At 81.0% G+C, this 12546-nt stretch carries 5 protein-coding genes; 1 reads left to right on the top strand and 4 read right to left on the bottom strand.

Annotated features, from left to right (window positions below):
• Window positions 1–3: 3 nt before the first annotated feature.
• Window positions 4–1437, bottom strand: coding sequence for an MFS transporter (locus NBH00_RS02700; RefSeq protein WP_254571819.1), 1434 nt, complete (start codon window positions 1435–1437; stop codon window positions 4–6).
• Window positions 1438–1456: 19 nt separating this feature from the next.
• The gene (locus NBH00_RS02705; protein WP_254571820.1) at window positions 1457–2164 is read right to left on the bottom strand and encodes a hypothetical protein; all 708 of its coding nucleotides are present in this window, start codon (window positions 2162–2164) and stop codon (window positions 1457–1459) included.
• Window positions 2165–2228: 64 nt separating this feature from the next.
• Here NBH00_RS02705 and NBH00_RS02710 point away from each other — a divergent pair, with 64 nt between their 5' ends.
• Complete coding sequence (locus tag NBH00_RS02710) at window positions 2229–4553, top strand: O-antigen ligase family protein (protein ID WP_254571821.1); 2325 nt, start codon at window positions 2229–2231, stop codon at window positions 4551–4553.
• A 121-nt stretch (window positions 4554–4674) separates the two neighbouring features.
• Here the strand turns inward: NBH00_RS02710 and NBH00_RS02715 are convergent, their stop codons facing one another.
• Window positions 4675–11832: a coiled-coil domain-containing protein gene (locus NBH00_RS02715; RefSeq protein ID WP_254571822.1), complete on the bottom strand. Its 7158-nt coding sequence runs from the start codon at window positions 11830–11832 to the stop codon at window positions 4675–4677.
• Window positions 11833–11883: 51 nt separating this feature from the next.
• A complete protein-coding gene (gene tmk / locus NBH00_RS02720) occupies window positions 11884–12510 on the bottom strand; it encodes a dTMP kinase (protein ID WP_254571823.1) in 627 nt (208 codons plus the stop codon).
• Window positions 12511–12546 lie beyond the last annotated feature (36 nt).

Consider the following 12546-nt stretch of genomic DNA (forward strand, 5'->3'; position numbering starts at 1 on the left):
GGGTCAGCCCGCCGGCGGCGCCGGCCTGCCCCGCGGGACGAGCGCCGCGACCCCCGCGAGGGCGAGCCCGAGGAGCACCGCGCAGACGACGAGCGCGGCGTGCAGGCCGGCGGTCCAGGCGACCGCGTCGGCGCCGCGCAGGCGCCGCCCGCCGTCCGCCGCGCGGCCCGCGCGGCCGAGGACGATGGCGCCGATGACCGCCACACCGAGCGTCTGCCCGAGCTGGCGGCTCGCGTTGTGGACCGCGGACGCCATCCCGGTGCGGGCGAGGTCGACGGCCGTCACCGCGGTCACCGTCATCGGCGGCAGCGAGAGGCCGACCCCGGCGCCGAGCAGCGCGAAGGTCCACCACAGGTCGCCCGCCGCGAGCGACACGTCGAGGCGCGCGCGCAGGAGGACGGTCGCCGCGCAGGCGAGCGTCAGGCCGCTGAGGATCGGCAGCCGCGGCCCGAGGCGCCCCGTCAGCCGGCCGGCGACCGGGGCGCAGAGCGCGACGCTCGCGCCGAACGGCAGCAGGTACAGGCCGGTGGCGCCCGGCGTCTCCCCGCGCACCTGCTGGAGGAACGCGGCCATGAAGACGATGACGCCGGTGAACGTGAAGAAGACGACGGCGCCGCTGACGTTCGCGACGACGAACGCGCGGGTCCGCAGCAGGGTGGGGTCGACCATCGGCGCCGGGTGACGGCGTTCCTGGGCGACGAACGCCGCGAGCGCGCCGGCCGCGACGACGCCCGCCGCGACGATCACCGCCGACGTCCAGCCGCGCCGGCGGCCCTCGATGATGAGGAACGCGAGGGCGGCGACCCCGGCGGTCAGGAGCGCCGCCCCGGCGGCGTCGAAGCGGTGCGACGGCGGGGCCAGGCGCCGTCGCGGGATCGTCCGCCACCCGAGGAGCGCGAGCACCGCGCAGATCGGGAGGTTCACGGCGAAGACGCCGCGCCAGCCGACCGCGTCGACGATGGCGCCGCCGAACGTCGGCCCGGAGGCGAGGCCGATGCCCGAGCCGGCGCCCCACAGCCCGATGGCGCGGGCTCGCTCGCGCGGGTCCGGGAACACGTCGGAGACGATCGCGAGCGACGCGGGGAGGACGAGCACCGGGCCGAGCGCCTGGAGGACCCGGCCGGCGAGCAGCAGCCCGATCGACGGCGCGAGCGCGCACGCGAGCGACCCGAGCGCGAAGCAGCCGAGGCCCGTGAGGAACGCGTCCTTGCGGCCGAGACGGTCCCCCGCCGCCCCGCCCGCGACGAGCAGCGACGCGACGACGAGCACGTACACGTCGATGACCCACTGCAGCGCGGTCGCGCTCGCGTGGAAGTCCCGGCCGAGGGGAGGGACGGCGACGGCGACGACGAGCGCGGTCGCCGTCGCGAGGATCTGCGCGAGCGTGACGACGAGGAGGACAACCCCCGCGCGCGGGGCGTGCGCGGCCGCCGGCATGTCGACCCGAGCGCCCGGGTCAGCGCCCGAGGCGCAGCCAGTCGGTGAACTCCGCCCACGCGGCGGAGGTCCGCCAGCCCGCCTCGGCCGTGGCGTGGCGGGAGCGCACGAGCCAGCGGGGCTCGAGCGCGAGGAAGCGCGTGAGGAGCACCGCGGTCGACGCGAGCGCGGCGAGCGCGAGGACGATCGCGAGCGCGATGAGCGGCGCGGGGACCCCGCTGTCGCCGGTGTCCGCGCTCCCGCTCGCGGCCGCGAGGATCGCGCCGTCGGAGACCGCGGGCGCCGGCTTCACCGACGGCGTCGGCTGCGGCGTGGGAGCGGCCGTCGTCGTCGCGGGGGCGGCGGCGGTCGTCCCGGCGGTCGTCGCCGGGGCCGCGGGGGTCCCCCCGGTCGTCGTCCCGCCGCCCGTGGGCGCGGTCGTCGCGGGCGCGACGGCGGTCCCGGAGGACTTCTTCTGCTTCGTGTCGCAGGCCCCGGACGCGCGCGCCTTCAGCGCCGCGTCGACGAGGTCCGCGAAGTCGGGCGCGTAGGCCTGGACGTCGTTCGTGATGCCGGCCTTCGCCTTCTTCAGCGTGTCCGACGAGTACTTGCACGGGTTGACCGTGCCGTCCTTCTTGTACCCCGTGATGACGGTGTCGAAGGCGTTTGCGTGGGCCGCCGCCGCGCCGCCGAGCGCGACGGGGAGCGCGCAGAGGACCGCGAGGGACAGGCTGCGAGTGCGTCGCATCAAGGCGGTCAATGCTAGCGTCGCCCCCGAGTTCATGGCGCACCCCGGTCCCCTGCCAACACGCGTGGCGACAGCCGCCCCGGGCGGGCGATCCGGCTCCCGGAGCCCGACCGCGCTGCTCGTCCTCCTCCTCGCGGCGCTGACGTACGCCGTCTTCGCGCACGGGGCGACGACCGCTCCGGCCGAGACGCGCGTGCAGCTCGCGCTCGCGCTCGCGGCGCTGCCGGCCCTCGCGGCGGTCGTCACCGGCCGTCCCGGGATGCGGATCGTCGGGGCCCCGGCGGCGCGCCTCGGGCTCGTGCTGCTGCTCGCCTTCGCCGCGTGGTGCGGACTGTCGCTGCTGTGGTCGGTCACGCCCGACCGCACGTGGACGGAGATCAACCGCGCGCTCGCGTACACGCTCGTCGCCGGCCTCGGGCTCGTCGCGGGGGCGAGCGCGCCGCGCGCGATCGAGCGGGTCGCGACCGGCTGGCTGCTGCTCGCGCTCGCCGTCGCGCTCTACGGCCTCGGCAGCAAGACGATCCCGGGCGTCAACGTCCCGGGCATCGTGAACTTCGACCAGACGGGGACGCTCGCGCGGCTGCGGGCCCCGCTGGACTACTGGAACGCGCTCGGGCTGCTGCTCGCGATGGCGGTGCCGGTCGCGCTGCGGATCGCGGTCGACCGGGGGCGGGACGTGCGGGTCCGCGTCGCCGCGATGCTCGCCGCGTACCTCCTGACGATCGACCTCGGGATGACGTACTCGCGGGGCGGCGTGCTCGCGATCGTCGTCGCGCTGGCGACGCTCACGGCGCTCGGGCGCCACCGGCTGCGGACGCTCATCGCGGCGCTCGTCGCCGGGGTCGCGGCGGCCGGGCCGCTCGCGTTGGCGCTGACGAAGCACGGGCTGAGCGACAGCGGGGTCGACCTCGGCACGCGGATCCACGACGGGCGTCAGCTCGCGGCGCTCGTGGTGGTCGCGGGCGGGCTGCTCGCCGGGGCGGCCGTCCTGCTCCTGCGCGAGGAGGACCGCGTCGTCTGGTCGGCGGCGCGCACGCGGTCGCTCGGGCGGCTCGCCGTGACGGCGGCGTCGGTCGTCCTGCTCGTCGGCGTCGTCGGCCTGACCGCGAGCACGCTCGGACTGCCCGGCCAGGTCCACAAGGCCGCGCGGTCGTTCACGGTGCCCTCGCAGGACAAGCAGCTCGACCCCTCGCGCCTGGCGACGACGACGTCCGGCAACCGCTGGGTGTGGTGGCAGGAGGCGGCCGGCGCCTTCTCCGACCGGCCCGTCGGCGGGTGGGGCGCCGGCTCGTTCCGGGCGACGCACCTGCGCTACCGGACGAACACGATCTCGGTCGTCCAGCCGCACTCGGTGCCGCTGCAGATGCTCGCGGAGACCGGGCTCGTCGGCTTCCTGCTCGTGTACGGCGGCCTCGGCGCGCTGCTGTGGGCGGCGGTCGCGCGGCTGCGCGCGCTGCCCGACGGCCGCGAGCGGGAGCTCGGTGCGGCGCTCGTCGCGGCGTCCGTGGCGTGGCTCGCGCACGGCGTCTACGACTGGGACTGGGACATCCCCGGGATCACGCTGCCGCCGCTGCTCTTCCTCGGCGTCGTCGCCGGCGGCGGGGTCCCGCGGCCGCGGCGCGGGCTCGACCTGCCGGGCGCCTCGCCGGTCGTCATGTTCGTCGACCCCGAGCGCGACTCGCGGCTGCGGCCGGGCGCGCTCGCCGGGGTCGCCGTCGTCGTCCTCGCGCTCTTCGCCTACGGGACGTCGGCGGTCCTCCCGGCCTGGTCGCAGAGCAAGGCCGACGCGGCGCAGGCGGCGCTCGGGGGCGACAACGTGAGCGACGCGGAGATCCAGAAGGCCGCCGCGGAGGCCGACCTCGCCGCGCGCCTGGATCCGCTGAGCATCGAGCCGCTGCTCGTCGAGGCGACGATCGCGCAGCGGCGCGGGCGCGACCTCGAGGCGCGCGACGACCTGCTCGAGGCCGTGCGCCGCCAGCCGGACAGCTCGCGGGCGTGGTTCGAGCTCGGGGCGCTCGCGCTGCCGCTGGCCGACCGGCAGGGCTTCGTGCAGGCGTCGCTGCGCGCGCTGGCCCTCGACCCGCACAACCCGCTGCTGCGCACCCTCGCCTTCCGCGCGATCTCGTTCGCGACGCCGCCCGGCGAGAGCGCGACCGCGACCGGCACGCCGCTGCCGCCGGCCCCGGCGCCGGTGACCGCCGGGGCCGTCGTCGCGCCCGTGACCCCGGGCGCGGCCCCGGTGCCGGGCGCGGCCGGCGGGACGGCGACGGGCACCCCCGACCCGGGCGCCGCGACGGCCGGGCCGCCCGGGACGGACCCGGGCGCGGGGGCGACGTCGGTGCTGCCACGCGCCTTCCCGCCGGGCTCGCTGTCGCCTGGCAAGCCGTAGGGGGCGGCGGGCGGCGGGCGGCGGGCGGGGGCGCCGCGGTCGGTGGTCGACCGTCGGCGCGCGGGCGGCGTGCGGCCCAGACACGCCCCACGGCGTGAATCGACCGCACGCCGCTGCGTGATCAGCCGAGGGCGATCCGCAGCAGGCCGACGAGCAGGGCGATGCCCGTGCCGAAGGTGACCGTGAGGAGGACGACGGTGGCGGCGCGCTCGCCGGCGACGAGGCGGGTGACCGCGCCGGCGTGATCGCGGGCGGGGTGCTCCCCGCGGATCCGGCGCGCGCGCCCGCGGCGGCGCGGGGCGGCCGGCGGACCCGGGCGCGGAGCCGGTGCGGGGCGCAGCACGGGCTCGGCGGCCGCGCCCGCAGACGCCGCGGCCTCGGCCGCGCGGGTAGCCGCCGCTGCCGCCGCGCGGCGGGCCTCGGCCGCGTGCTCGGCGTCGGCGGCCTCCGCCGCGTTCGCGGCGTCCGCGGCCGCGCGGGCGGCGTCCTCCGCGCGCTCGTGGGCCTTGGTGGCGGCGGCCGCGTGGCGGGCCGCGGCGGCCTCGGCGACGGCACGAGCGTCGGCCTCGAGCTCGGCGTCGGCCTCGGCGCGGGCGCGCGCATCCGCCTCGGCCGCGTGCGCGGCCTCGGCGTCGGCCCGCGCCTCGGCCTCGGCGGCGTGGGCGGCTTCGGCGGCGGCCCGCGCCTCGGCCTCGGCGGTGTGCGCGGCCTCGGCGGCGGCACGGGCGTCGGCCTCGGCCTGGTGGGCCGCCTCGGCCCGGGCGCGGGCCGCGGTCTCCGCCTCGTGGGCGGCTTCGGCTTCGGCGCGGGCGGTGGCCTCCGCGTCGGCGCGGGCGGCGAGCTGCTCGCGGCGCTCGGTCTCCGCGCGGAGGGCGGCTTCGGCGCCTTCGAGCGCGCGGCCGTGGGCCGCCTCGGCCGCCGCGAGGTCGGCCTCGGCGGCCTCCTGCGCGGTGCGGGTGGCGGACTCGGCCGCCGCGGTGATCGCGGCGGCGGCGCGGGCGGCGGCCTCCTCGCCGGACCGGCGGAGCTTCGCGAGCTCCTCGGCGAGGGCGGCGCGCGCGGCCGACTCCTCCTGGACCCGGGCACGGAGGTCGGCCGCCTCGGCCTCGGCCGCGGACCGCACGCGTCCGGCCTCGCCCTCCGCGCGGTCGAGCTCCTCGAGTGCCGCCACCCGCGCGGACTCCTCCTCCTGGGCGCGCCGGGCCCCGGTCTCCGCCGCGTGCCGGGCGACGCGGGCCTCGGTGCGCGCGGCGTCGAGCTCGGTCGCCAGGGCCTCGGCCCGCTCGACGGCCTCGGCGGCGGTCGCCTCGGCGGCGGTCGCGCGGGCGGAGGCCGCCGCGGCGGCCTCCTCGGCGGTGGCCGCGCGGGCCTCGGCGGCGGTCGTCTGCGCCTCGGCCCGGGCCGCCAGGGCCTCGGCCTCGGCGGTCCGGGACTCCGCGTCCTCGACGGTCCTGGCGACGCCGGTCTCGGCGGTGGCGGCACGCGCCTCGGCGGCGGTGACGGCCTCGGCGGCGCGGGCTTCGGCGGCGGCGATCGCCTCGGCGGCGCGGGCTTCGGCGGCGGCGATCGCCTCGGCGGCGCGCGTTTCGGCAGAGGTGATGGCTTCGGCGGCGGCCTCGTCGGCCTCGGACCTCGCGCTCGCCGCGTCGGCGTCCGCCGCGGCGATGGCCTCGGCGGCGCGCGTCTCGGCGGCGGCCGCCCGCGCCTCGGCGTCGGCGACGGACTGCTGGGCGGCTGCGCGGGCGTCGGCGATCGCGCGGTCCGCCGCCTCGCGGGCCGCGGCGGTCTCCGCGCCGGCCTCCGCGCGGACGGTCTCGATCGCGAAGTCCGCGGCGTCGAGGGCCTCGATCGCCTGCTGCGTCGTCGCGGCGTGCGCCTCGGCGACGAGCCGGTCGGCCTCCGCCTTCGCGGCGCCCGCCGTGCGCTCGGCCGCGCTCCGGGCCTCCGCGACCGACCGCTCCGCCTCCTCACGCGCGGCCGCAGCGAGGGCGGTCGCCTCAGCGCGGGCGGCCTCGGCAGCGGCGACTGCGTCAGCCCGCTGCGCCTCGGCGGCCTCGGCGCGGGCGAGCGCGTCCGCCTGCGCCCTCTCAGCGGCCTCGGCGCGGGTACTCGCCTCGGTGCGGACCTGCTCCGCGGCGGCGAGCGCTGCGCTGCGGGCAGCCTCGGCGGCCTCGGCGCGGGCGAGCGCGTCGGCTTGCGCCGTCTCCGCCGCGTCGGCGCGGGCGACCGCGTGAGCCCGCTGCGCCTCGGCCGCCTCCGCCCGGGCAAGCGCGTCGGCCTGCGCCGTCTCCGCCGCCTCGGTCGCCGCGGCCGATTCGGCCCGCGCCCGCTCGGTCTCGGCGCGGGCCGCGTCGCGTTCGGCGGCGAGCGCCGCGGCGGCGTCCTGGAGGCGCTGGTGCTCGGCGGCCGCCTGGGCCGCAGCGGTCGTGCGGCGCTCGGCCTCGGCGTCGAGGGCCTGCTCGGCCTCGGCCAGGCGCTCGGCGAGCTCGCCGCCGCCGACCCGTGCCTCCTCGACGCGCGTGCGGAGGGTAGCGACCTCGGCAGTGAGCGCCTCGGCCCGGGCGACGTGCTCGTCGGCCTCACCCCGGAGCGCTGCGACGCGCTCGGTCTCCGCCCGGTGCGCGTCCTGGGCGGCACGGGCCTCGGCGCGGGCGGTGTCGAGCTCCGCGGCGAGGGCGGCGCGGGCCTGCTCCTCGCTGCCGAGCGACTCGCGCAACGTGGTGAGCTCCGCCTCGAGCGCGTCGGCGCGGGCGGTCGCAGCGTCCCCGGCGCCCGTGGCCGCGGCGAGCGCGTCGGCGCTCGTGGCCTGCTCGGCGCGGAGCTCCTCCAGCAGCGCCTCGGCGAGGACGCGCGCGTCCTGGGCCGCGGCGGCGGCGCGCTCGGCCGACGTCCGCGCCTCGGCCTCGTCGTCGTGCCGCGCGGCCGCCTCGGCCCGGGCGAGCCGCAGCTCGTCGTCGCGCTCGGTGACGAGCGCCCGCGCGGCGTCGAGCTCGGCCGCGGCGCGCGCCAGCGCGGCGTCCCGTTCCGCGGTCGTGGCGGCGACAGCGGCGTCCCGTTCCGCCGCGGCCGCAGCCTGGGCCGCCTCGAGCTCTGCGGCGGCGGCAGCCTGCGCCGCCGCGAGATCCTCGACCGCCGCGCGGCGCGCCGCCTCGAGCTCCGTGCCCGCCGCCGTCCGCGTGGCCTCCAGCTCCTCGCGCAGGGTCGCGGCCGTCGCCTCGGCCGCCGCGAGGGCACTCGTGCCGCCCTCGAGCTCGGTCGCGAGGGCGGCGGCACGTTCCTCGGCGGCGCGGCGCGCCCGGGCGTGCTCGTCGAGTGCGGCGCGGAGCGTCGGCAGCTCGGACGCCGCGCGCTCGACCTCGACGCGGCGGTGTGTCTCGGCCTCGAGCCGCGCCTCGGCCTCGGCGCGCGCCGCCGCCTCGCCGCGCGCGACCTCGAGCTCGTCCTCGAGGGCGCGGAGGGACGCGCGCAGCTCGCCGACCCGCGCCTGCTGCTCGCCGGCGGCCGCGACCGCCTCGTCCCGCTCCTGCGCGGCGACGGCGCCCTGCTCGGCGAGTCGCTCGGCGTGCTCGACCCGTGCCTGCGCCGCGCGGAGCTCCGCCGCGGTGGCGTCCCGGCTCGCCTCCGCCTCGCGCCGGGCCGAGAGGGCGGCCTCCGCCGCGGCCTGCGCCTGCTCGAGCGCGCGCACCGTGTCGGCGAGACGCTCCTCGCGCGCGGCGACGTCGGCCTCCCGCGCCTGCGCGTCGGCCCGTGCGGCGGCGATCGCCTCGTCCGCGCGAGCCTCGCTCTCGGCGCGTGCGGTCGCGGCGGCCTCCTCGGCCTGCGCCTGGGACTCGGCCCGTGCGGCGGCGATCGCCTGGTCGGCGCGAGCGGCCGCCGCGGCGACGGCCGCGGCCTCCGCGGCCTCGGCCTCGTCCCGCGCCCGCACGGCGTCCGCGACCTCGGCAGCCAGCGCCGCGAGCTGCGCGGTGAGCTCCTCGCGCCGGGCCGCCTCCCGCGCCTCCGTCTCGTCGCGTTCACGGGCGACCGCGACCGCCTCGGCCCGCACCTCCTGGACGGCGGCCTCCAGCGCGGCGAGCTGCTGCTCGCGGGCCTCGGCCTCGGCGCGTGCCGTCTCCGTCGCGGCGGACGCGTCGCCCGCCTCGCGCCGGGCCGCCGCCGCGTCCGCCTCCAGCGCGGCGAGCCGCTCGCGCAGCGCCGCGGCGGCGCTCTCCGCGGCGGCGAGCGCGGCATCCCGCTCCGCGACCTCGGCCGCCGCCGCCTCCCGCGCCGCGGCCAGCGCCGCGTCCCGCTCCGCCGTCGCCTCGCGCAGCACGCGGTCGCGGGTCGCCTCGGCGATCGTCTGCGCCTCGCGCAGCGCGTCGGCGAGGGCGGCCTCCTTCTCGGCGAGCTCGCGCCGCGCCCGCTCGCGGATCGCGGTGACCGCCTCCTCACGCTCGCCGGCGGCCCGCTCGGACAGCTCGCGGGCCCGGACGAGGGCCGCCCGCGCCGCGTCCTCCTGCCGGGCGACCTCGGCGCGCGCGGCGTCGACCTCCGCCTGGGCGACCTGCGCCTGCGCCTGGGCCGCCTGCATCGCCGCCTGGGCCGCCTGCATCGCCGCCTGGGCCGCCTGCGCCTCGGCCCGGGCGGACTCGGCCAGCGCGCGCGCCTCCTCGGCCTCGGCCCGCGCGGCCTCCGCGGACTCCTCGGCCCGCTGCCGCGTTCCCTCGCTGTCGCTGCGCGCGAGCTCGACCGCCCGCACGCGCTCCTCGGCCTCCGCGCGGACCCGGTCGACCTCGGCCTCGATGCGGGCGACGGCCGCCTCCTCGGCCGCTCGGATACGCGCGGTCGCCTCCGCGCGGGCCGCGGCGGCCTCCTCGCGGGCGCGCTCGACGTCGGCCTGCGCCTCGGCCTCGATCGCCCGCGCGCGCTGCGCCTCCTCGGCGGCCTGGGCGGCGCGCGCCTCCTCGGCGTGCCGTGCCTCGGCCACGGCCGCGCGCGCCTCGACGACGGCCGCGCGCGCCTCGTCCGCCGCGGCGCGGGCGGCCACCGCGTCCGCCTGCGCCGCCTCGGCCCGGCGCTCGGCCTCGTCCTGGGCGACCTCGGCGTCGGCGGCGGACGCGTCGGCCCGGGCCTCCGCGGCCCGGCGTGCGGCCTCGGCCTCACCGCGCGCGGCGTCGGCTTCCGCCGCCCGCGCCTCGGCGTCCGCCCGCACGCGGTCGGCCTCGGCGGCCCGTTTCGCGGCCTCCGCCTGGGCCACCTCGGCCTGCCGCCGCGCCTCGGCGACGGCCGCGCGCAGCGCGTCGGCCTGCGCCTGCGCGTCCCCCGCCACCCCCTCCGCGGCCGCCGCGGCCGTGCGCGCCTCCGCCTCGGCGGCCCGGGCGGCCTCGGCCTCCGCGAGCGCCTCGGCCACCGCCGCCTCGGCGGCCGCCCGCGCGGCCTCCGCCGCCTGCTCGGTCTCCGCGATGCGCCGCGCGGCGCCCTCGCGGGTCGACCCGGCGTCGCTCTTCGCCGCCGCCGCGGCCGCGCGCGCGGCCTCCGCCTCCTCGCGCACCGCGGTCGCCTCGGCCCGCGCCGCCTCGGCGTCGGCGACCGCCTCCGCGACCCGCGCGTCGGCCTCACTGCGCGCCGCGGCCGCCCGTGTCTCGGCGTCGGCGAGCGCCGCGGCGATCCGCGCCTCGGCGGCGGCCCGCGTCTCGCTCGCCCGTGCCTCGGCCTCGGCCCGCGTACTCGCCGCCAGGGCGTCCGCCTCGCGTCGCGCCTGGGCCGCGGCCTGCCGTGCCTCCTCGATCTGCCGCGCGGCGGCCTCACGCGCCGCCGCGATCTGCTCGGCCGCCTCCGCGCGGGCCTCCTCGCCGCCCGCCTGGGCGCTCTCGTACTCGCGGGCGACGACCTCCTCCGCCTCGGCGCGCGCGGCGGCGACGAGCGCATCGGCGCGCTCCTGCGCCGCGGCCGCCCGGGCCTCGGCGGCGACGCGGGCCGCCTCCGCCTGCGCGTCGGCCTCCGCGAGCGCCGCCTCGGCGCGCTCCTCGGCCTCGGCCTCGGCGGCCGCCTGGGCCTCCGCGGCCGCACGCGCCGCCGCGGCGGCCTCGCGCGCCCGCTCCGCCTGGGTCTCCGCGGCCTTGCGCGCGGCGGTGACCCGCTGCTCGGCCTCCGCCCGCGCCGCGGCCACCGCGGCCGCAGCCTCCTCCCGCGCGGCCTCGGCGGCGGCCGTCGCCTCGGCGTGCGCCGCCGCCGCGGCGGCGGACGCCTCGGCCTGCGCCGCCTCGATCTCGGCCGCGGCTTCGGCCCGGGCCGCCGCGACGGCGTCCTCCGCGTCCCCCCGCGCCGCGTCGGCGGCCTCACGCGCCGCGGCGACCTCGTCGGCCGCCTTCTGGACGAGCGACTGCGTCTCGGTCCGGCTCTGCTCCCGGAAGGCGCGCAGCTGCGTCTCGACCTCGGCCCGGGCGTCGGCGACCGCGGCCTCGCGCTCGGCGCGCGCCGCCTCGAGGGCCTGCTGCAGCTGCGCCTCGACGGACTGCGCGCCGACGAGCTGCGCCCGCGCGGCGGCGGCCTCGCGCTCGCTCCGCTGCGCGGCGTCGGCGGCGACGCGTCGCTCGCGCACGAGCTCGCTGACCCGTGCCTCGAGCGCCGCGATCCGCGCGTCCGCCTCCTCGGCGTGCTCGCCCGTGCGGGCGGCCGCGGCCTCGCTGCGCTCCCGGGCGGCGCGCTCGGCCTCGGCCCGGGCCTGCGCCTCCGCCCGCGCGACGCGCTCGTGGGCGAGCCGGTCCTCGAGCTCACGCAGCGCCTCCCGGCGGACCCTCGCCGCCTCCTCGGCCTCGACGCGTGCGGTCCGCTCGGCCTCGACGGCCCGCCGCAGCTCGGCGATCGCCGGGCCGTCGTCGCGGGTCCCGCGACCGACCGCAGCCCCGGCGTCCACGACCGGCCCCGGCGTCGGCACGACCGCCGCCCGCGCCGGGGCGAGCACCGGCGCCCCCTTGGCCCGCGCCGTCGGCCGCGGCAGGTCGAGCAGCGCGTCGCCGGCGTCGAGCGCGAACGCGACCCGCCCGCCGAGCAGCTCGGCCGGGACGCGGAAGGCCGCCCGCCACGGCGTGCCCTCCGGGGTCGCGAGCGGCGTCGCGTCGTCCGGGCCGGGGAGCGGCGGCAGGCGCCGTGTGCGGCGCCCGTCGTCGATGACGAGCCCGGGGGCGGGCAGCCGCTCGCGCTGGTCCGAGCGCCACGTCCCCTGCAGCCGCAGGAGGACGACGCCGGGAGCCGCGTCGACGCGCTCGAAGCGCTCGGCCGTGAAGGTCGGGGGGCTCACGGGCCCGCGGTGCTCGGGGAAGGGGTCATGCCGGCGTCCGTCACCAGGATCTCAGGGAGCGACGAGATCGGCGACCGCCTCCCGCGCGGCGGCGAGGACCTCCGCGGGCGCGGCCGTCGCGTCGATGACGCGGTAGCGCCCGGGCGCCGCGGCGGCGAGCTCCTCGTACGCCGTCGCGATCCGGTCGAAGAACGCGGCCGACTCCTGCTCGAGGCGGTCGGGTGCCTCGCCGCGGACGGCCTGGCGCGCCCGCCCGATCGCCGGGTCCAGGCGCAGCAGGAGGGTGCGGTCGGCCTGCAGGCCGCCGGTCGCGAGCTCGTTGATCGCGGCGACGGCCGCGACGCCGAGCCCGCGCCCCGCGCCCTGGTAGGCGAGCGAGGAGTCGACGAAGCGGTCGAGGAGGACCCACGTCCCGGCGGACAGCAGCGGCTCGAGGCGCTCGGCGACGAGCTGCGCCCGCGCGGCGGCGTAGAGGAGCGCCTCGGCGCGCGGGTCGACGGTCAGGGACGGGTCCTTCACGAGGGTCCGGATCCGCTCGGAGAGGACGACGCCGCCCGGCTCGCGCAGCAGCTCGACGCCCACGCCGCCGGCCTCGAGCGCCGCGACGAGCCCCGTCGCCACCGTCGTCTTGCCGGCCCCGTCGAGCCCTTCGATCGTGATCAGCCGTCCGCGCGCCACCCCGGCAGCCTCGCACAGGAACGGGACGCGCCGGTC

The organism is Paraconexibacter antarcticus (assembly GCF_024220175.1).
Taxonomy (GTDB): Bacteria; Actinomycetota; Thermoleophilia; order Solirubrobacterales; family Solirubrobacteraceae; genus Paraconexibacter; species Paraconexibacter antarcticus.

What these genes read in the sequence shown, in the direction of transcription:
- NBH00_RS02700 (WP_254571819.1), bottom strand. Translation starts at nt 1,437, where the DNA reads ATGCCGGCGGCCGCGCACGCCCCGCGCGCGGGGGTTGTCCTCCTCGTC.
- NBH00_RS02705 (WP_254571820.1), bottom strand. Translation starts at nt 2,164, where the DNA reads ATGCGACGCACTCGCAGCCTGTCCCTCGCGGTCCTCTGCGCGCTCCCC.